Genomic DNA, 18,567 nt, shown 5'->3' on the forward strand with positions numbered 1-18,567 from the left:
GGGGGATTGTTGCCCGAATGGGCAGTCGCCGCCAGCACGGACCGTTCACATGGGGCGCGAAGCAGGCCACGCATCCCTTAAAATGGGCGTCCACTCTTCCCACCGGCCCGCCTCGTGACCCAGTCCAACCCGCCCGCCTCCACGCCCATGACCTACCGCGACGCCGGGGTGGACATCGACGCCGGCAACGCACTGGTCGAACGCATCAAGCCGCTGGTCAAGCGCAGCTTCCGTCCGGAAGTGATGGGCGGCCTGGGTGGCTTCGGCGCCCTGTTCGACCTGTCCGGCAAGTACAAGGAGCCCGTGCTGGTGTCCGGCACCGACGGCGTGGGCACCAAGCTGAAGCTGGCCCAGCAGCTGGGCCGCCACGACACCATCGGCATCGATCTGGTCGGCATGTGCGTCAACGACGTGCTGGTGCAGGGCGCCGAGCCGCTGTTCTTCCTGGACTACTTCGCCACCGGCAAGCTGGACATCGAGACCACCGTGGCCGTGGTCGGCGGCATCGCCAAGGGCTGCGAGCTGTCCGGCTGCGCGCTGATCGGCGGCGAAACCGCCGAGATGCCCGACATGTATGCCCCGGGCGAATACGACCTGGCCGGCTTCACCGTCGGCGCGGTCGAAAAATCGCAGATGCTGGACGGCAGCGCCGTACGCGACGGCGACGTGCTGATCGGCCTGGCTTCGTCCGGCGCCCATTCCAATGGCTACTCGCTGATCCGCCGCATCTATGACCGTGCCGGCCGTCCGGGCTCGCTCGACCTGGGCGGCGGCGTGACCCTGGAAGACGCGCTGATGGCGCCAACCACGCTGTACGTGAAGCCGATCCTGGAGCTGCTGCGCACCCATGGCGCCGGCGCCGGCAAGCCGATCCACGCCATGGCCCACATCACCGGCGGCGGCCTGACCGAAAACATCATCCGCGTGGTGCCCGACGGCCTGGGCCTGGACATCGACGCGTCCTCGTGGACCTTCCCGCCGCTGTTCCAGTGGCTGCAGACCGAAGGCGCCGTGGCCGACAGCGAGATGTGGCGCACCTTCAACTGCGGCATCGGCTTCGTGCTGATCGCCTCCCAGGACAGCGTCGCCGCGCTGGAAGCCAGCCTGGACACCGCCGGCATCGGCCATTGGCAGATCGGCAAGGTGGTGCCCGCCGGCACCGGCGAACGGGTGAAGATCGGCTGAGTTCGCCACATTGAAGCCGGCTCTGCCGCAGCGTCCCCCGCACTGCCCGACCGCGACCATCGCATGAGCCAGGCGCGCATCGCCGTGCTGGCGTCTGGCCGCGGCAGCAATCTGCGCGCGCTGATCGGCGCGATCGAGGCCGGTCGCCTGCCGGCGCAGGTGGTCGGGGTGTTCTCCGACAAGCCCGACGCCGCGGTGCTGCAACAGGTCCCACCGGCGCTGCGCTGGAGCGCCAAACCCGCCAACTTCGACAGCCGCGAGGCCTACGAACAGGCCCTGGGCGATGCCATCGAGGCCGCCCGGCCGGACTGGATCGTCTGCGCCGGCTACATGCGCATCCTGGGCGATGCACTGGTGCAGCGCTTCGCGGGACGCATGCTCAACATCCATCCGTCACTGCTGCCGCGCCACCGCGGCCTGCGCACCCACGCCGCGGCGCTGGCCGCCGGCGATGCCGAGCATGGCTGCAGCGTCCATTTCGTCATTCCCGAGCTGGACGCCGGCACCGTCATTGCCCAGGCCCGCCTGGCTGTCGCCCCCGACGACACCCCGGAAAGCCTGGCCGCGCGCGTGCTGGCGATGGAACATCGGCTGCTGCCGGCAGTACTGCAACTGGCCGTGTCAGGGCGGCTGGCTGAACGTGACGGCACGGCATGTGTCGATGGTCAGCCGATGTTTACGCCCTTGACACTAGATTCCCACGATCGGCTTATGCCGTAACCCTCTCGCGACCTTCTCAGATGACCAAGCTGATCGGCGGCCTTCTGTTCCTGGCCTGTGCTGTTCCCGCCTTCGCCCAGGACGCACCCGTCGTCCCGGCACCGGCATCTGCGGACGCCGGACAGGCACCGGCGGAGGACATCCCGTGGAAGCTGGCCCCGTTCACCGCCACCTACGAGGCCTGGTACAAGGGCAAGCGCGCCGGTGATGCCACGCTGCAGGTGCTGCACAAGGACGGCAACCAGTGGCGGATGGATCTTGAGATCCGCGGCGAACGCGGCGTGGCCAGCCTGCTGCGACTCAACATCCAGCAGAGCACGGTGTTCGACGTCAATGGCGCCAACAACGACCAGTTCCGCCCGCTGAGCCAGAGCACGGTGCGCAAGGCGATCTTCGGCGACAAGCAGCAGACCGGCACCTACGATTGGCACGCCAACACCGCCCAGTGGGACGGCAAGGTCGACAAGGACCGGCGCGCACCGGTGCCGTTGCAGCCGGGCGACATGAGTTCGCTGCTGCTGGACCTGGCGATCATGCGCGACGCCAAGCTCGGCGCGAACATGGATTACCGCGTGGTCGACAACGGCCGCGCGCGGCAGTACCAGTACGTGGTGGGCGCGCAGACCGAGATCGTCCCGGTCGGCGAACTCAGCTACGACGCCATGCGCATCCAGCGCAGCAATGGCGGCGACCGCGAACAGATCTTCTGGGTGGCCTACGGCGTCCCCACGCCGGTGCGCATGCTCCAACGCGATGATGGCGAAGACGCCATCGATCTGCGCCTCATCGATTACCAGGGAGTGCAATGACATGAAAACCAACCTCACCCGCCCGCTGCAGCTGCTGGCCGCGGCCACCGTGCTTGCCCTGGCCACCGCGCCGGCCTTCGCCCTGGACGCATTCACCGCCACCTACCAGGCCAGCGCCATGGGCATGCAGGGCAATGGCCAGATGACGCTGACCCCGCAGGGCGCGGGCAAGTGGAAGTACGACATGTCCGTGCGCAACCAGCTGGTCAACCTGACCCAGTCCACCACGTTCGAAGACAAGCGACGGCGCCTTCCGCCCCCTGTCCTCCAGCGACAGCTCGCTGGTCCTGGTCAAGAGCAAGTCGGTGAAGACCAACTACGACTGGTCCAGCAAGCAGGCCACCTGGAGCGGTGACATCAAGGACAACCGCAAGGGCCCCATCGCGCTGCAGCCGGGCGACATGGACGCGCTGCTGGTGAACCTGGCGATCGTGCGCGACGTCCACGCCGGCAAGCCGCTCAACTACCGCATGCTGGAAAACGGCAAGGCCGCATCGATGACCTACCAGGTCAGCGGCCAGGAAACGATCACCGTGGCCGGCAAGCAGGTCAGCGCCACCAAGGTCAGCCAGACCGAAGGCAAGAAGCAGATGATCGTGTGGGTGGTGCCGGGCATGCCGGTGCCGGCGCGCATCCTGCAGCGCGAGAATGGCCAGGATTCCTACGACCTGGTCATGACCTCGTTCAAGTAAGCGACGACCTCAGGGCACCACGAAAAACCCCGGGCTTGCCCGGGGTTTTTGTTTACTTCTTTTCGGTGGCCGCCGCATCCGGATGCAGCTCGGTGCGGCATTCGACGCGGATTTCCTTGCCGCCGCGCCACCACTTGTACGTGGTGCAGGTGCGGTTGCCTTCGGTCGTCTTGTCGACCACCACGGCGTAATAGGACTGGGCGATCTCGGTGCCGCTGACCTGGCCGTCACCGTTCCAGTCCATGTCCTTGCTGGAAATGCCGCTCAGCCCCGCCGCGTGGATGTAGCCCATCCAGGCCACCGCCAGCAACAGGATCGCCACCAGCGTCAGCGTCGCCCGCCGACGCGGGGAGAAGCTGGCCTTGGAGAAGCGTCGCTTCCAGTTGCTCATGACACGCGCCGGATGGTGGCGCCGAGGGCGCCGAGCTTTTCTTCGATGTTCTCGTAGCCGCGATCCAGGTGGTAGATGCGGTCGATCAGGGTCTCGCCGTCTGCCACCAGACCCGCCAGGATCAGCGACGCCGATGCCCGCAAGTCGGTCGCCATCACCGGTGCGCCGCCCAGGCGTTCAACGCCGCGGACGATGGCCGTATGCCCCTCGACGCGAATGTCCGCGCCCAGGCGCAGCAGCTCGTTGACGTGCATGAAGCGATTTTCGAAGATCGTCTCGTTGATCACGCCCACGCCATCGGCCACGCAGTTGAGCGCCATGAACTGCGCTTGCATGTCAGTGGGAAACGCCGGGTATGGCGCGGTGGTCAGGTCGACCGATTTCGGCCGGCGGCCCTGCATGTCCAGGGTGATGCTGTCGTCGGTGGTCTCGATGTGGGCGCCAGCCTCCTTCAGCTTGTCCAGCACTGCTTCCAGCGTGTCCGGACGCGCGCGACGCGCCGTGACCTTACCGCCAGTCATCGCCGCGGCGACCAGGAAGGTACCGGTCTCGATGCGGTCGGGCACCACCGAATGGCGGCCGCCTTCCAGTCGCTCGACGCCGTGGATGACGATCCGCGAGGTACCGGCGCCTTCGATCTTCGCGCCCAGCGTATTGAGGAACACCGCCAGGTCGGTGACCTCCGGTTCCATCGCCGCGTTTTCCAGGATGGTGGTGCCTTCGGCCAGGACCGCGGCAGCCATCACGTTCTCGGTGCCGGTGACGGTGACCATGTCGAACACGAAGCGCCGGCCCTTCAGGCGCGCGGCGCGCGCCTTGATGTAGCCGTTCTCCACGGTGATGTCCGCGCCCAGCGCCTGCAGGCCCTTGATGTGCTGGTCGACCGGACGCGAACCGATCGCGCAGCCGCCGGGCAGCGACACCACGGCCGCGCCGTGCTTGGCCAGCAGCGGGCCTAGCACCAGGATCGAGGCGCGCATGACCTTGACCAGCTCGTAGGGCGCGACGAAGCGGCTGACGGTGGTGGCATCGACGGTAATGCTGCGGCCCTTGGCGATGGTGCCTTCATCGATGCTGATGCCGGCCCCCAGCTCGGCCAGCAGCTTGGTGGTGGTGACCACGTCGTGCAGGTTGGGCACGTTGCTGATCTCCACCGGCCCATCGGCCAGCAGGGTCGCGCACAGGATCGGCAGGACGGCGTTCTTGGCGCCGGAGATGGTGACGTCGCCATTGAGCGGGGCGCCACCGTTGACGAGGATCTTCTGCATGGAGCTTGGGGTTTCCGCGAAGGGACGAAGCAGCGCTCAGGCGGCTTCGTCGGGGGTGACGGTCTTGAGTTGCAGGGCGTGGATGGCACCGCCCATCAGCTCGCCCAACGTGGCGTAGACCAGGCGGTGGCGGGCCAGCGGCAGCTTGCCCTTGAAGGCGTCGGACACCACGGTGGCCTCGAAATGCACGCCGTCATCCCCCTGCACCTGCGCCTTGGCGCCGGGAAGGCCTGTTTCGATGAGTTCACGGATGGTTTCGGCGTCCAACGACCTTTCCTCCTAAAATGGCCCGCCATTCTACGCCGACGACACCTGACCCGATGCCTTCCAACGCGCAGCACAGCGTTCCTGCAGACGATGCCGCCCTGGCCGAAAGTGGCCGGCGCGCCGTGCAGATCGAAGCCGATGCGCTGACCGCGCTGGCCCAGCGCATCGATGGCCCGTTCTCGGCCGCCTGCCGGCAGATCCTGGCCGGTTCGGGCCGCGTGGTGGCCATGGGCATGGGCAAGTCCGGGCATATCGCACGCAAGATCGCCGCGACCCTGGCCTCGACCGGCACCCCGGCGTTCTTCGTCCATCCGGGCGAAGCCGGCCATGGCGACTTCGGCATGATCACCGACACCGACATCGTGCTGGCGATCTCTTATTCCGGCGAATCGGACGAAATCCTGATGCTGCTGCCGCTGCTCAAGCGCCAGGGCAACGCGGTGATCGCCATGACCGGCAAGCCGGCGTCCACGCTGGCCCGCGCCGCCGACGTGCACCTGGATGTCAGCGTCCCGGCCGAAGCCTGCCCGCTGCACCTGGCCCCGACCAGCAGCACCACCGCCACCCTGGCCATGGGCGATGCGCTGGCGGTAGCCCTGCTGGAAGCCCGCGGTTTCACCTCGGAGGATTTCGCCCGCTCGCATCCGGCCGGCAGCCTGGGCCGCCAGCTGTTGCTGCACATCAGCGATGTGATGCACACCGGCGACGAAGTCCCCGCCGTGGCCGCCGATGCCACCCTGGCCCAGGCGCTGGTGGAAATGAGCCGCAAGCGCCTGGGCATGACCGCCGTGATCGATGTCGACAGGACGCTGCTGGGCATCTTCACCGACGGCGACCTGCGTCGCGCCCTGGATACGGCCGGCCTGGACATCCACACCACGGCCATCGCCTCGGTGATGACTCGCAACCCGGTCACCATCGGCGCCCAGGCGCTGGCCACCGAGGCCGCACGCCTGCTGGAAACCCGCAATATCGGCAGCGGCCTGATCGTGGTGGACGCGGACGGCCGGGTCACCGGCGCGCTCAATGTTCACGACCTGTTGCGCGCACGCGTGGTGTAAGAGCCACTGCCTTAACGTTTCAACCGCCCTTCCCAACCAAGTTGTCCCGATGCCCCACTCCCATCTCCACGACGTCACCGATGAGCTGCTGCAGCGCGCCGCACGCGTGCGCCTGGCCTGTTTCGATGTCGATGGCACGCTGACCGACGGCGGCCTGTTCCTGGATGCCGCCGGGCAGGAAGGCAAGACCTTTCACGTGCAGGACGGCCTGGGGCTGGTGCTGCTGCGCCGCAACGGCATCGAAGTGGCACTGGTCACCGCCCGCAGCGGCCAGGTGGTCGAACACCGTGCCCGCGAGCTGGGCATCGGCGTGCACCAGGGCGTCAAGGACAAGCTGTCCCACGTCACCGCCATGTGCGCCGAACGCAAGCTCGACCTGGACCAGGTGCTGTTCATGGGCGACGACCTGGCCGACCTGACCACGTTGCGCCAGGTCGGGCTGGCGATCGTCCCGGACAACGTGCATGCCTGGGTCGCACCCGCCGCGCATTGGCGTACGCAGGCCAGTGGCGGCAAGGGCGCGGCGCGCGAGGCCTGCGACCTGGTCCTGGCCGCGCAAGGCCACGTGGGCGAACTGCTGCAGGATGGCGCCGCGTGAACTGGCGCACGGGACTGGGCATCGCGCTGCTGGTCGCACTGCTGCTGTTCGGCTGGTCGGCCTGGGACAACCGCCAGAAACCGCAAACGACCGGCCAGGCCGCGCAGTCCGACTACATCATGCATGACTTCGAAATGGTCGCCCTGGACAAGGACGGCAAGGAGTCGGTCACCCTGCGCGCGCCGGAAATGCACCGCACCGCGGCCGACCAAACCTATGCCATCACCACGCCGCTGTTCCTGATTCCCGACAAGAGCGGCGCCCATATGGAAATGCGCAGCAAGACCGCCTGGGTTGCCGCCAAGGGCGAGAAAGCCATCCTGCGCGATGACGTCGTGGGCAACAGCCCGCCCGGCGTCGGCGCACCCACGGACTTCAAGACCAGCCGGTTGGACATCTTTCCCGACCAGCACCTGGCCAGCACCGACCAGCCCGTGGTGTTGACCCAGCCCGGCGTGACCGTGGCCGGCACGGGTTTTGAAATCAACTCGCAGACCCAACAATACAAATTCAAGTCCAAGGTGAAATCGCGCTATGTCCCCAAATCCGCGCAATAAGGTCAGCCTAGGCCTGCTGGTGGCCGCATCGCTGCTGATGGCGGGCGCTGCGCAGGCCAAGCAGTCCGATCGCAACCAGCCCATGGATATCCAGTCCGATAGCCAGGACGGCACCGCTGCCGCCGATGGCGTGACCAACCTGGTCGGCGACGTGGTGATCATCCAGGGCACGCTGGAAGTGCATGCCAGCAAGGGCCAGATCTTCCGCAAGGGAGGTGACACCGTGCGCGGCGTATTCACCGGCAAGCAGGCCCGGCTGAAACAGATCAACGACGACGGCACGCCGGTCGAAGCCACGGCCGACACCATCGACTACGACATGGTCAACAACATCGTCACCCTGACCGGCAACTACAAGGTGACCTCGCCCAAGGGCACCAACGCCGGGCAGAAGATGGTCTACAACACCGTGACCGGCAGCATGCAGAGTGGCGGCGACGGCACGCGCGTGCACACGGTGATCCAGCCCAAGGCCAAGGCGCCGGCCACGCCGGCGGCGACGCCCGCCAAGCCGGGGGCCAAGTAATGCTCTCGGCCCAGGGACTGAAGAAGAGCTACAAGCAGCGCAAGGTCGTCACCGATTTCGGACTGACCCTGGAACCGGGTGAAGTGGTCGGCCTGCTCGGCCCCAATGGCGCCGGCAAGACCACCTGCTTCTACATGATCGTCGGGCTGGTCTCCACCGATGCCGGCACCATCCTGCTGGACGGCCAGGACATCACCAGCGAGCCGATGTACCACCGCGCCAAGCTCGGCGTGGGCTACCTGCCACAGGAACCCTCGGTGTTCCGCAAGCTCACCGTGGCCGACAACATCCGCCTGGTGCTGGAACTGCGCGACGATCTGGATGGCGATGGCGCGGAAAAGGAACTGGCATCGCTACTGGACGAACTGCAGATCACCCACGTCTCCGAGCAGTTGGGCGCCAGCCTGTCCGGTGGCGAGCGCCGTCGCGTGGAAATCGCCCGCGCCCTGGCTGCCAAACCGCGCCTGATGCTGCTGGACGAACCCTTCGCGGGCGTGGATCCGATCTCGGTCGGCGAGATCCAGCGGATCATCACCCACCTCAAGGACCGCGGCATCGGCGTGCTCATCACCGACCACAATGTCCGCGAAACCTTGGGAATCTGCGACCGGGCGTATATCCTCGCTGAAGGCAGCGTGCTGGCGCAGGGGGCACCGGACGAACTGCTGGCCAACGCCGACGTACGCCGCGTATACCTGGGAGACACCTTCCGGTTGTGATGCCAGGTGGTGTGGCCGGTGTTGCCGCATCCACCGCTTCACGGATCTTCCGGATGAAACCACGTCTCCAGACATCGATGGGCCAGCAACTGGTGATGACACCCCAGTTGCGCCAGGCCATCCGCCTGTTGCAGATGTCCACGACCGAGCTGGAAGCCGAGATCGCCGAGGCGGTCGAAACCAACCCCCTGCTCGACTGGGCCGAGAACACCATCCCCGACGCGCCGCAAGCCAATGGCGGCGATGAACCAGCCGAGCGCCTCCAGGCCGAAGCCCCCGAACGCCAGCCCGAAAGCGACGACTGGCAGCCCGATGAAAGCCCCTGGCCCACCGAGATGGGCGGCTCGTCCTCCGGCGGCTCGTTCGACGACGACGACAACATGGGCAGCGCGGCCGAACGCGTGGCCGAATCGGACACCCTGCAGGACCACCTGCTGTGGCAGCTGCATCTGTCGCACCTGTCCCAGCGCGATCGCCGGATCGGTGCGGCGGTGATCGACGCCATCGAAGACGATGGCTATCTGCGCACGCCTTTCCTCGACATCGCCCAGACCCTGCTGCCGGAAGTCAGCGCCAGCGAAGACGAGATCCACACCGTGCTGTGCCAGCTGCAGCGCTTCGATCCGGTCGGGGTCGGCGCACGCTCGCTGGGCGAGTGCCTGCGCCTGCAGCTGGGGGTGCTGTCACCCGAGACCGCCGGCCGCGCCCTGGCGCTGCTGATCGCCGAAGGCCCCTTGCTGGAAAAGCTGCCGCGCAGCGGCGTGGCCGGCCTGGCCAGCGAGCTCAAGCGCCCCCAGGGCGAAGTCGAGGAAGCCATCGCCCTGCTGCGTTCGCTCGACCCCAAGCCCGGCGTGCAGATCGGCGAGCTGACCCAGGACACCTACGTGGTGCCCGACTGCGTGGTCTGGCGCCAGCGCGGCGTGTGGCGCGCCGCCCTGGCCAGCCAGCACCTGCCCAAGGTCACCATCCACCGCGGCTACGAGTCGATGATCCGCCAGTGCAATGAATCCGACGCAGGCTACCTGCGCGGACACCTGCAGGAGGCACGCTGGCTGCTCAAGAGCCTGGAAGCGCGTGGCGACACGCTGCTCAAGGTCACCCGCTGCCTGATCCACCAGCAGGCCGGCTTCCTGGAGTTCGGTGAACAGGCCCTGCGTCCGCTAACCCTGCGTGAGGTCGCGGGCGAAGTCGGCCTGCATGAATCCACCGTTTCACGCGCCATCGCCCGCAAGTACGTGCGCACCCCGCGCGGAACCTTGCCGCTGCGGGCGTTCTTCGCCTCCGGCGTCAGCACCGAAGGCGGCGGCGAAGCCTCCAGCACCGCCATCCAGTCGATGATCCGCAAGCTGATCGACGCCGAAAACCCACGTAAACCGCTGTCCGATGCCAAGCTCGCCGACCTGTTGAAATCGTCAGGCGTGCCAGTGGCGCGGCGCACGGTGGCGAAGTATCGTGAAGCCATGGACATCCTGTCGTCGCACGAACGCGTACGCATGGCATGAGGTCCACAGTGGCAGCCGGTTCAGTCGCCGCCTGCCAGTTTTGAAACCGGACGACCGGTCGCACAACTGAACATCCACCCAGCCCAGAAGGAGCCAGCAAGGAACCCCAGACCACTCCGGTTTGTCCCAAACAACCGACGCAACAACCACTGCAGGAGACAAATGCGATGCGAATCGAGACCTACGGCCAGTCGATGGAAGTGACACCCGCACTTCGTGACTATGTCGAGACGAAACTCAAGCGCCTTGAACGACATTTCGACCAGCCGCTCGAATGCCGCACCCAACTGGGGTTCTCCAAGCCCGATTACGTGGCCGAAGCCACGATCAACTTCTCCGGCCGCACCCTGCACGCCGATGCCGGTGCCGAGACCATGTACGCCGCCATCGACATGTTGGCCGACAAGCTCGACCGCCTGGTCCTCAAGCACAAGCGCAAGCAGATCGACCGCCAGCGCGGCCCGCGCGGCGAGAATGCCGACTGAGTCTCTCGATCCCGCGACAGGTGTGAACAACGGCGACCGCAAGGTCGCCGTTTTCGTTCCAGCCCAGGCACGCAGCGCACGCGCGGTTCGGCGATCCATCGGCGCGTCGTATCATCGGGGCTGCTTCCGCCTTGTCGTGACCCCATGAACTCCAGCATCTCCGCGAGCGAGCTGTTTGACCAGATGAAGGAGAAGCTGGCCCTGCGCTGGCTGGCCGGTCGCGCAGGCGGCACGCGCCAGATCGACACCACCGGCAAGGTCAAGCGGCGTCCGTCGCTGGCCGGCTATCTCAACGCGATCTATCCCAACAAGGTCCAGATCCTGGGCACCGAGGAGATGGCCTGGCTCGATGGCCTGGACTCGCGCCAGCGCTGGGAAACCATCGAACGCATGGTCGCCGACCGGCCCATGGCACTGGTGATCAGCAAGAACCAGGCCTGCCCGGAAGACCTGCGCGCGGCAGCCGAGGAATCGGAGACACCGCTGTGGTCCTCGCCGCGCCGCGGCCACGAACTGCTGAACTTCCTGTCCTATCACCTGGCCCGCACGCTGGCGCCGCGGGTGACGCTGCACGGCGTCTTCATGGAGATCTATTCGATCGGCGTGCTGATTACCGGCGAGGCGGGTTCGGGCAAGAGCGAACTGGCCCTGGAACTGCTGACCCGCGGCCACCGGCTGGTCGCCGACGACGCCCCCGAGTTCACCCAGATCGCACCGGACGTGCTGGACGGCACCTGTCCCGAACTGCTGCAGGACCTGCTGGAAGTCCGTGGCCTGGGCGTGCTCAACGTGCGCGACATGTTTGGCGACACCGCGGTGAAGAAGAACAAGTACCTGCGCCTGATCGTGCACCTGACCCGGCCGATGACCGAGCCCAATCCCCACGGCTACGAACGCCTGACCGGCGACTCCGGCAGCCGCCACGTACTGGACCTGGACGTACCGCTGATCACCCTGCCGGTGATGCCTGGCCGCAACCTCGCGGTGCTGACCGAAGCGGCCACGCGCCTGCACATCCTGCGCACCAAGGGCATCGACCCGGCGGCGATGTTCATCGCCCGCCACAGCAACCTGCTGGAGCGCAGCACGCCATGAACACGACCGGACCGGAAAATCCTTCGGTCGAAGCCAGGCCCGCGCAGGCGCCGTTGCTGCTGATTGTCAGCGGCCTGTCCGGCTCGGGAAAATCGGTGGCGCTCAAGACACTGGAAGACCTGGACTACTACTGCGTCGACAACCTGCCCATCGAACTGCTGCCGGACTTCATCCGCAGCCTGATGCGCGAGGACGTCCTGCCGCAGAAGGTCGCCGTGGGCATCGACGTGCGCGCGCGCCACAGCGACCTGTCCAAGCTGGCGCAGTGGCGCGCGGCGGTGGCGCGGCTGGGCATTGAAGCCAGGCTGGTGTTCTTCGATTCCGAAGACGATGTGCTGCTGCGCCGTTATTCCGACACCCGACGCCGCCACCCGCTGAGCCATGGCGGGCTGTCGCTGCCCGAGGCGATCGCCCGCGAACGCGAGATCACCATGCCGCTGCGGCTGGAAGCCGACGTCATCATCGACACCGGCCAACTCAACGTGCACCAGCTGCGCCGGCGCGTGGTCGGCGAGTTCGCCTTTGACAGTGGCGACGCGCCGTCCCTGTTGTTCGAATCCTTCGCCTATCGGCGCGGCGTGCCTGGCGATGCGGACTTCGTGTTCGACGCGCGCGTACTGCCCAACCCCCACTGGCAACCGGAGCTGCGCCCGCTCACCGGCCGTGACGGCCCGGTCCGCGATTACCTGGATGCCCAGTCCGATGTGGCGCGCTACGTCGGACAGGTCAGCGATTTCCTGGACACCTGGCTGCCGCGCCTGCGCGACGAGACCCGCAGCTACGTCACCGTGGCCTTCGGCTGCACCGGTGGCAAGCACCGCTCGGTCTACCTGACCGAGCGCATGGCCGAACACGCCCGCAACCAGGGCTGGGAACAGGTCGCCACCTTCCACCGCGAACTGGACTAGCAGGCGCAGGCACCTGCACCTGCACCTGCACGCAAACGTTTTCCTCGCTACGCAAAAAAGAAAGATGCGGCGCGGGATGAAGAAACCCGCCCGGACAGGTCGATGCAAGCCGCATCGACCTGTTAACGTTGCACCATGACCTGCGGCGTCCTGCTCATCACCCATCCCGGCATCGGCTCATCGCTCCTGGCGGTGGCCAATGGCCTGCTGCACAACCTGCCCCTGAAAACCGAAGCGTTCGAAGTCCCCTTCGATGCTGACCTGGAGACACTCCTGCCGCAGGCCTCTGCTGCGTTGCGGCGTGTGGACGGCGGCAACGGCGTGCTTGTGTTGACCGATCTGTATGGCGCCTCGCCCAGCAACCTGGCCGGCAAGGTCGCGCGCCTGGGGACGCCGGTACGCCGGGTCTCGGCGCTGAGCCTGCCGATGCTGCTGCGGGTGATGAACTACCCGGAACAGGGACTGGACGAACTCCCGGCCACCGCGGCGGCCGGCACACGAAATGGAGCCATCCTCGACGATGCTTGAACGCGACCTCACCGTGACCAACAAACTGGGCCTGCACGCCCGGGCCACCGCCAAGCTGGTGCAGGTGGTGGCGCCCTTCCGCAGCCACGTGACGCTGGCGGCCAAGGGCCGCCAGGTCAACGCCAAAAGCATCATGGGCGTGATGCTGCTGGCCGCCGGCCAGGGCACGGCGGTGACCGTGCGCACCGATGGCGAGGACGAAGCGGCCTGCATGGACGCCATCGCGGCCCTGTTCGAACGGCGCTTCGACGAGGAAGGCTAAGGCGTGTCGCCACTCCCTCGCGTGGATGGTAGGGAGTGCTGCCGCAGAAGCGGCCTGTGCTCGTTCGACACGACCATCCCAACGGCCCGCCCCCTTCGCGTGGGTCGCCCCTGATGCGTCGGCTGCTGCCGGGCCATGGGGCTTCGCGCGGCAGCGCCCTGGGACGTGCGCGGGTGCGCCTGCCGCATGCACTGGACGTAGCCGAGCAGCGCATCCGCGCCAGCGAGGTCGAAGGCGAAGTGTCCCGCCTGCATGCGGCCGTCGCGGCGGCCCGCGAAGAAATGCACGACCTGCGCCGACGTCTGCATGGCGCCCTGGCCCGCGAAGTCGGCGAATTCCTCGACCTGCACGCGCTGCTGCTGGACGACCCGGAACTGCTGCATGGCCTGGACGACCTGATCCGCAAGGGGCGCTACGGCGCCGACTACGCGCTGCGCCTGCAGCGTGACCGGTTGGCCGCCGTATTCCAGGACATGGACGACGCCTACCTGAAAAGCCGCATGGACGACCTGGACCATGTGATCGGACGCATCCACGCGCACCTGCACAGTCGCGCCGCCGATGCCGAAGGCCTGGCCGGCGAAATCCTGGTCACCGATACCGTGGCGCCCTCCGAATTGGCCCAACTGCAGGCGCAAGGCGTGGTGGCGGTGGTCACCTCCACCGGCAGCACGCTCTCGCACAGCGCGATCCTGGCGCGCAGCCTGCACATGCCGCTGGTGGTCGGCGCCGCGCACGTCCTGCAGAAGATCAACGACGGCGATGCCCTGATCGTCGATGGCGACACCGGCGAAGTGGTGGTCGACCCATCCGCGAACGACCTGCGCGATTTCCGCCAGCGCCAGAAGGACGCGGCGAAGGAACAGCGCGAACTCGGCCGCCTGCGCAGCAAACCCACCCGCACCCGTGACGGCGTGGATATCGCTCTGCACGCCAACGCCGAATCGCGCGAGGACGTGGCCCGCGCGCATGCCCTGGGCGCAGCCGGCATTGGCCTGTACCGCACCGAATTCCTGTTCCTGCAGCGCAAGGAACTGCCAGACGAAGAAGAACAGTTCCGCACCTATCGCGACGTGGTGCTGGGCATGAGCGGGCGCCCGGTGACCATCCGCACGCTGGACCTGGGCGCGGACAAGGCCGACCGCACCGGCCTGGCCCTGCGTGGCGAAGAGAACCCGGCCCTGGGCCTGCGCGGCGTGCGCCTGTCGCTGGCCCACGGCGATGTGTTCGATACCCAGCTGCGCGCGATCCTGCGCGCGTCCGGCTACGGCCCGGTGCGCGTGCTGGTACCGATGGTCAGCGTGCGCGAGGAACTGCTGCAGGTGCGCAAGCGGCTCAAGCGCCTGACCACGCAGCTGAGGAAGGAAGGCCATGAAGTCGCCGCCGAGGTCCCGCTGGGCGCGATGATCGAGGTGCCCTCGGCGGCGATCTGCGTCGAGCACTTCATCGACCTGGTGGATTTCCTGTCGGTCGGCACCAACGACCTGGTCCAGTACCTGCTGGCCGCCGACCGCAACAACGATGCGCTGGGCGAACTCTATTCACCGCTGCGCCCGGCCCTGCTGCGGCTGCTGGACATGGTGCTGCGGGCCGGCCGCGAACACGGCAAGCAGGTCGCCATCTGCGGCGAGATCGCCGGCGATGCAGCGATGGCGCCGATCCTGCTGGCGCTGGGGCTGGAACACTTCAGCCTGCATCCGTCGAACATGCTGGAGCTGCGCCGTACCATCCGCGACCACGACCAGGGCGCACTGCTCGGGGCCGCCGACAAGCTGCTCAAGGCCCGCGACCGCGCCGGCATCGAACGCTGGCTGGAAAAAGTCGGCGGCTGAACCACGCCAGCCACCTGCGTGGCGTTGTTTCCCGATCCGGGCGTGCAGGCGTTTTTTCCGTCGTGCTACATCGGCGCCGCCACATCCGTCGATACCGCCGCACATGCCTGCCCACCTGCATGGCATCCATCGCGCGGAACCGGCGCTACCAACGCAAACCAGGCTGCCACACGCAGGCCCAAGGGTGTCCTTTCCCGGCAGCGGAGGGGATAATGCCGCGATGAACACCTGATCTGCAGCGCATCGTCTCCCGGCGGCGCGGTGCTTCCACCGACCGCACAGGGGCCACGCGCATGGCAGAAGCCGTCCGCCACGACAAGACCGCGCGACAGCTGCGCCTGCTGTCCGATGCGCTGGACAGCGGCCGTCTTGGCCCGGTGCGGCGGCTGGTCAACACCTTGTCGCCTGCCGAGATCGGCAACCTGCTCGAATCACTGCCGCCGGGCAAGCGCGAAGTGGTGTGGGGCCTGGTCGACCCGGAAGACGATGGCGAAGTGCTGGTCCACGTCGGCGAGGAAGTGCGCGAAAGCCTGCTGGCCGAGATGGACCCGGACGAGATCATCGCCGCGGTCGAAGACCTGGACATCGACGACCTGGCCGACCTGGTTGAAGACCTGCCCGATACGGTCATCGACGAAGTCCTCAAGTCGATGGACCGCGAGAACCGCGAGCGCCTGGAACAGGTGCTGTCCTATCCGGAGGATTCGGCCGGGCGCCTGATGAACCCGGACGTGGTCACCGTGCGCACCGACGTCAACGTCGAAGTGGTGCTGCGTTACCTGCGCCTGCGCGGCGAGCTGCCCGACCACACCGACTACCTGTTCGTGGTCAGCAAGAAGCACCAGTACCTCGGCCGCGTGCCGCTGGCGGCGCTGGTCACCCACGAACCATCCACCCCGATCAACCGCCTGGTCGACGACGAACAACCGGCCATCGACGTGCAGGAAGGCTCGTCGGAAGTGGCCCGCCAGTTCTCCGACCATGACTGGGTGTCGGCCCCGGTGGTGGACGACAACAACATCCTGCTCGGCCGCATCACCATCGACGACGTGGTGGACATCATCCGTGACCAGGCCGAGCACCAGGCCATGAGCGCCGCCGGCCTGGACGAAGACGAGGACCTGTTCTCGCCGATCCGCCGCGCGTTCCGCCGCCGCATGCTGTGGCTGGGCATCAACCTGGGCACCGCGTTCATCGCATCCTCGGTGGTCAGCCAGTTCGAAGGCACGATCTCCAAGCTGGTCGCACTGGCCGCGCTGATGCCCATCGTCGCCGGCATGGGTGGCAACGCCGGCACCCAGGTGCTGGCGCTGATGATCCGCGGCCTGGCGCTGGGCCAGATCGGCGCGTCCAACGTCGGAGTCCTGTTGCGCAAGGAGCTGGGCGTGGCGCTGATCAACGGCCTGGGCCTGGGCACGCTGCTGGGACTGATCGTGCTGGTCTGGTTCCGCCAGCCGGGCCTGTCGCTGGTGATCGGCAGTGCGCTGACCCTGAACCTGCTGACCGCCGCCGCCGGTGGCGTGGCCGTACCGCTGCTGCTCAAGCGGCTGGGCTTCGATCCGGCGCTGGCCGGCAGCGTCATCCTGACCACGCTGACCGACGTGATGGGCTTCATGAGTTTCCTCGGACTGGCCACCCTGGTCCTGCTGTAAGCCATCGCGGAAGACGGCATGAACGGGCTGGGCAAGGTCAGCGAATGGAATGACGAACGCGGCTTCGGCTTCGTGCAACCGCAGGCCGGCGGGCCGCGCCTGTTCTTCCACATCCGCGATTACCGGCAGCAGGGCCGCAGGCCCGAAGTCGGCGAATGGGTCCGCTATGCCGCAGGCACCGGCCGCGATGGCAAGCCGGCAGCCAGCCAGGTGCGTCGCGTCGTGCCGCCAAGTGCCTCGGCCCAGGCAAGCAGGGCGCAACAGGCGCCACGCGGCTGGAACGGCGGCTGGCCTGGCTGGGCCATGTTGCTGGCCTACGCCATCGCGCTGGGCTGCACCGTGCAGTCCGGGCGCCTGCCGGACTGGGCCGCGCTTGGCGTGCTGGTGATGAGCGCGGTGACCTGGATCGCCTATGCGCTGGACAAGCGCGCCGCAGGACGCCAGGCACAGCGCACCCCGGAAGCAAGCCTGCACCTGATGGAACTGCTGGGTGGCTGGCCCGGCGCACTGATCGCCCAGCGCAGCCTGCGCCACAAGAACCGCAAGCGCAGCTACCAGCTCGCCTTCTGGTGGATCGTCGCCCTGCACTGCGCCGCACTGGCCTGCTGGATCTGGAAAACAGCCTCGCCATGAGCGCGTGCTGCAGCGCCCCGTGCCCGCCTGCGTCAGGACCACTAGGCTCGGGTCTTTCCGCTGCCCACCTGCCTGTTGATGGAACGTGCACTCCTGCTGTTGCTGGCCTGCCTGCTCAGCGCCTGCGCGAAGCCGCGTGAGGTGATGCCCGGCCACTTCGTCGAACGCCAGGTCCAGGTCGATGGCGCAAGCCACCGTTACCAGGTCTTCGTGCCCTCGCCCGCCGCATACGCAGGCAAGCCGGCGCTGGTGCTGTTCCTGCATGGCTCGGGTGAGCGCGGCAACGACAACCGCGCGCAGCTCGATGCCGGGCTCGGTCCGTACCTGAGGCAGCACACCCGCGACTTCCCCGCCTTGGTGGTGCTGCCACAGGTGCCCGGCGACGATGAGTGGACACAGACCAGCGCGCGCGTGGCGCTGGCCGCGCAGCAGGCGACGCGGGTCGAATTTGATGCCGACCCGCAACGCGTCTACGCCACCGGCATGTCGATGGGCGGCTACGGCACCTGGGAAGTGGCGATGCTGGCCCCGGAGCGTTTCGCCGCGCTGGTCCCGGTCTGCGGCGCGGTGCATCCGCCCCGCCCCGAGCGTCCAAGCCTGCGCGTGACCCAGGTCGATGGCGCGGCCGATCCATACGCGGCCATCGCCCAGCGCCTGCACGGCATGCCGGTGTGGCTGTTCCATGGCGCGCTGGACGACGTGGTTTCCACCCACGATGACCATCAATTGGTGGCCGCCTTCAAGGCCGTCGGCGCACCTGTGCGCTATACCGAATATCCGCAGGGCAACCACAACGCCTGGGACGCGACCTACGCCGATCCCGCCATGTGGGCCTGGCTGTTTGCGCAGCGCCGCCGCTGAGGCAAGCTGCGCCTGC

General features: G+C 67.4%; 21 protein-coding genes and 1 pseudogene. 19 read left to right on the forward strand and 3 right to left on the reverse strand.

Features of this window, described 5'->3' with window-relative positions:
- The first annotated feature begins 147 nt into the window (after window positions 1-147).
- From purM to O8I58_RS05970, 4 genes and pseudogenes are all read left to right on the forward strand, one after another.
- On the forward strand, window positions 148-1,185 hold the full coding sequence (gene purM, locus O8I58_RS05955) for a phosphoribosylformylglycinamidine cyclo-ligase (protein ID WP_298322791.1): 1,038 nt from the start codon (window positions 148-150) through the stop codon (window positions 1,183-1,185).
- A 63-nt stretch (window positions 1,186-1,248) separates the two neighbouring features.
- Complete coding sequence (purN, locus tag O8I58_RS05960; protein ID WP_298321486.1) at window positions 1,249-1,905, forward strand: phosphoribosylglycinamide formyltransferase; 657 nt, start codon at window positions 1,249-1,251, stop codon at window positions 1,903-1,905.
- Between the two features lie 20 nt (window positions 1,906-1,925).
- Window positions 1,926-2,714, forward strand: coding sequence for a DUF3108 domain-containing protein (locus O8I58_RS05965; RefSeq protein ID WP_298321487.1), 789 nt, complete (start codon window positions 1,926-1,928; stop codon window positions 2,712-2,714).
- Between the two features lies 1 nt (window position 2,715).
- A pseudogene (locus tag O8I58_RS05970) lies at window positions 2,716-3,406 on the forward strand (DUF3108 domain-containing protein).
- A gap of 52 nt (window positions 3,407-3,458) precedes the next feature.
- Here O8I58_RS05970 and O8I58_RS05975 read toward each other — a convergent pair.
- The 3 genes from O8I58_RS05975 to O8I58_RS05985 are packed head-to-tail and all read right to left on the reverse strand — an operon-like array spanning window position 3,459 to window position 5,332.
- Window positions 3,459-3,797, reverse strand: coding sequence for a hypothetical protein (locus O8I58_RS05975; protein ID WP_298321488.1), 339 nt, complete (start codon window positions 3,795-3,797; stop codon window positions 3,459-3,461).
- The gene (murA, locus tag O8I58_RS05980) at window positions 3,794-5,065 is read right to left on the reverse strand and encodes a UDP-N-acetylglucosamine 1-carboxyvinyltransferase (protein WP_298321489.1); all 1,272 of its coding nucleotides are present in this window, start codon (window positions 5,063-5,065) and stop codon (window positions 3,794-3,796) included. Before murA ends, O8I58_RS05975 begins: the two co-directional genes overlap by 4 nt.
- 36 nt (window positions 5,066-5,101) lie before the next feature.
- Window positions 5,102-5,332, reverse strand: coding sequence for a BolA family protein (locus O8I58_RS05985; RefSeq protein ID WP_298321490.1), 231 nt, complete (start codon window positions 5,330-5,332; stop codon window positions 5,102-5,104).
- A 53-nt stretch (window positions 5,333-5,385) separates the two neighbouring features.
- Here O8I58_RS05985 and O8I58_RS05990 point away from each other — a divergent pair, with 53 nt between their 5' ends.
- The 15 genes from O8I58_RS05990 to O8I58_RS06060 all read left to right on the forward strand — a co-directional run bounded on the left by O8I58_RS05990 (window position 5,386) and on the right by O8I58_RS06060 (window position 18,551).
- Entirely contained in the window at window positions 5,386-6,393 is a 1,008-nt protein-coding gene (locus O8I58_RS05990) for a KpsF/GutQ family sugar-phosphate isomerase (RefSeq protein WP_298321491.1), read from the forward strand.
- 49 nt (window positions 6,394-6,442) lie between these two features.
- Window positions 6,443-6,991, forward strand: a complete 549-nt coding sequence (locus O8I58_RS05995; protein WP_298321492.1) for a KdsC family phosphatase — start codon at window positions 6,443-6,445, stop codon at window positions 6,989-6,991.
- Window positions 6,988-7,548: an LPS export ABC transporter periplasmic protein LptC gene (gene lptC, locus O8I58_RS06000; protein WP_298321493.1), complete on the forward strand. Its 561-nt coding sequence runs from the start codon at window positions 6,988-6,990 to the stop codon at window positions 7,546-7,548. The genes O8I58_RS05995 and lptC overlap by 4 nt, the downstream gene beginning before the upstream one ends.
- Window positions 7,526-8,074 carry a lipopolysaccharide transport periplasmic protein LptA gene (gene lptA / locus O8I58_RS06005; RefSeq protein WP_298321494.1) on the forward strand — a complete coding sequence of 183 codons (549 nt, stop codon included), beginning with the start codon at window positions 7,526-7,528 and terminating at the stop codon, window positions 8,072-8,074. Before lptC ends, lptA begins: the two co-directional genes overlap by 23 nt.
- Window positions 8,074-8,793: an LPS export ABC transporter ATP-binding protein gene (gene lptB / locus O8I58_RS06010; RefSeq protein WP_298321495.1), complete on the forward strand. Its 720-nt coding sequence runs from the start codon at window positions 8,074-8,076 to the stop codon at window positions 8,791-8,793. Before lptA ends, lptB begins: the two co-directional genes overlap by 1 nt.
- 53 nt (window positions 8,794-8,846) lie before the next feature.
- Complete coding sequence (locus tag O8I58_RS06015) at window positions 8,847-10,295, forward strand: RNA polymerase factor sigma-54 (RefSeq protein WP_298321496.1); 1,449 nt, start codon at window positions 8,847-8,849, stop codon at window positions 10,293-10,295.
- Window positions 10,296-10,462: 167 nt separating this feature from the next.
- Window positions 10,463-10,780, forward strand: a complete 318-nt coding sequence (gene raiA, locus O8I58_RS06020) for a ribosome hibernation-promoting factor, HPF/YfiA family (protein ID WP_298321497.1) — start codon at window positions 10,463-10,465, stop codon at window positions 10,778-10,780.
- A 144-nt stretch (window positions 10,781-10,924) separates the two neighbouring features.
- Window positions 10,925-11,875 (forward strand): HPr(Ser) kinase/phosphatase, encoded by a 951-nt coding sequence (gene hprK, locus O8I58_RS06025; protein WP_298321498.1) that lies wholly within the window; start codon window positions 10,925-10,927, stop codon window positions 11,873-11,875.
- Window positions 11,872-12,783 carry an RNase adapter RapZ gene (rapZ, locus tag O8I58_RS06030; RefSeq protein ID WP_298321499.1) on the forward strand — a complete coding sequence of 304 codons (912 nt, stop codon included), beginning with the start codon at window positions 11,872-11,874 and terminating at the stop codon, window positions 12,781-12,783. The genes hprK and rapZ overlap by 4 nt, the downstream gene beginning before the upstream one ends.
- A gap of 135 nt (window positions 12,784-12,918) precedes the next feature.
- A complete protein-coding gene (locus tag O8I58_RS06035; RefSeq protein WP_298321500.1) occupies window positions 12,919-13,311 on the forward strand; it encodes a PTS sugar transporter subunit IIA in 393 nt (130 codons plus the stop codon).
- Entirely contained in the window at window positions 13,304-13,573 is a 270-nt protein-coding gene (locus O8I58_RS06040; RefSeq protein WP_298321501.1) for an HPr family phosphocarrier protein, read from the forward strand. The genes O8I58_RS06035 and O8I58_RS06040 overlap by 8 nt, the downstream gene beginning before the upstream one ends.
- 113 nt (window positions 13,574-13,686) lie before the next feature.
- Window positions 13,687-15,405 (forward strand): phosphoenolpyruvate--protein phosphotransferase, encoded by a 1,719-nt coding sequence (gene ptsP / locus O8I58_RS06045; protein ID WP_298321502.1) that lies wholly within the window; start codon window positions 13,687-13,689, stop codon window positions 15,403-15,405.
- 293 nt (window positions 15,406-15,698) lie between these two features.
- On the forward strand, window positions 15,699-17,057 hold the full coding sequence (mgtE, locus tag O8I58_RS06050; protein WP_298321503.1) for a magnesium transporter: 1,359 nt from the start codon (window positions 15,699-15,701) through the stop codon (window positions 17,055-17,057).
- A gap of 18 nt (window positions 17,058-17,075) precedes the next feature.
- The gene (locus O8I58_RS06055) at window positions 17,076-17,690 is read left to right on the forward strand and encodes a DUF1294 domain-containing protein (protein ID WP_298321504.1); all 615 of its coding nucleotides are present in this window, start codon (window positions 17,076-17,078) and stop codon (window positions 17,688-17,690) included.
- 78 nt (window positions 17,691-17,768) lie between these two features.
- Complete coding sequence (locus O8I58_RS06060) at window positions 17,769-18,551, forward strand: carboxylesterase family protein (RefSeq protein ID WP_298321505.1); 783 nt, start codon at window positions 17,769-17,771, stop codon at window positions 18,549-18,551.
- Window positions 18,552-18,567: the final 16 nt, after the last annotated feature.

The organism is Pseudoxanthomonas sp., from assembly GCF_027498035.1.
Lineage (GTDB): Bacteria > Pseudomonadota > Gammaproteobacteria > Xanthomonadales > Xanthomonadaceae > Pseudoxanthomonas_A.

Excerpts from the sequence above, each read along its gene's own strand:
- purM (WP_298322791.1), top strand. The coding sequence starts at position 148 with ATGACCTACCGCGACGCCGGGGTGGACATCGACGCCGGCAACGCACTG.
- purN (WP_298321486.1), top strand. The coding sequence starts at position 1,249 with ATGAGCCAGGCGCGCATCGCCGTGCTGGCGTCTGGCCGCGGCAGCAAT.
- O8I58_RS05965 (WP_298321487.1), top strand. The coding sequence starts at position 1,926 with ATGACCAAGCTGATCGGCGGCCTTCTGTTCCTGGCCTGTGCTGTTCCC.
- O8I58_RS05975 (WP_298321488.1), bottom strand. The coding sequence starts at position 3,797 with ATGAGCAACTGGAAGCGACGCTTCTCCAAGGCCAGCTTCTCCCCGCGT.
- murA (WP_298321489.1), bottom strand. The coding sequence starts at position 5,065 with ATGCAGAAGATCCTCGTCAACGGTGGCGCCCCGCTCAATGGCGACGTC.
- O8I58_RS05990 (WP_298321491.1), top strand. The coding sequence starts at position 5,386 with ATGCCTTCCAACGCGCAGCACAGCGTTCCTGCAGACGATGCCGCCCTG.
- O8I58_RS05995 (WP_298321492.1), top strand. The coding sequence starts at position 6,443 with ATGCCCCACTCCCATCTCCACGACGTCACCGATGAGCTGCTGCAGCGC.
- lptA (WP_298321494.1), top strand. The coding sequence starts at position 7,526 with ATGTCCCCAAATCCGCGCAATAAGGTCAGCCTAGGCCTGCTGGTGGCC.
- lptB (WP_298321495.1), top strand. The coding sequence starts at position 8,074 with ATGCTCTCGGCCCAGGGACTGAAGAAGAGCTACAAGCAGCGCAAGGTC.
- O8I58_RS06015 (WP_298321496.1), top strand. The coding sequence starts at position 8,847 with ATGAAACCACGTCTCCAGACATCGATGGGCCAGCAACTGGTGATGACA.
- raiA (WP_298321497.1), top strand. The coding sequence starts at position 10,463 with ATGCGAATCGAGACCTACGGCCAGTCGATGGAAGTGACACCCGCACTT.
- hprK (WP_298321498.1), top strand. The coding sequence starts at position 10,925 with ATGAACTCCAGCATCTCCGCGAGCGAGCTGTTTGACCAGATGAAGGAG.
- rapZ (WP_298321499.1), top strand. The coding sequence starts at position 11,872 with ATGAACACGACCGGACCGGAAAATCCTTCGGTCGAAGCCAGGCCCGCG.
- O8I58_RS06035 (WP_298321500.1), top strand. The coding sequence starts at position 12,919 with ATGACCTGCGGCGTCCTGCTCATCACCCATCCCGGCATCGGCTCATCG.
- O8I58_RS06040 (WP_298321501.1), top strand. The coding sequence starts at position 13,304 with ATGCTTGAACGCGACCTCACCGTGACCAACAAACTGGGCCTGCACGCC.
- ptsP (WP_298321502.1), top strand. The coding sequence starts at position 13,687 with ATGCGTCGGCTGCTGCCGGGCCATGGGGCTTCGCGCGGCAGCGCCCTG.
- mgtE (WP_298321503.1), top strand. The coding sequence starts at position 15,699 with ATGGCAGAAGCCGTCCGCCACGACAAGACCGCGCGACAGCTGCGCCTG.
- O8I58_RS06055 (WP_298321504.1), top strand. The coding sequence starts at position 17,076 with ATGAACGGGCTGGGCAAGGTCAGCGAATGGAATGACGAACGCGGCTTC.
- O8I58_RS06060 (WP_298321505.1), top strand. The coding sequence starts at position 17,769 with ATGGAACGTGCACTCCTGCTGTTGCTGGCCTGCCTGCTCAGCGCCTGC.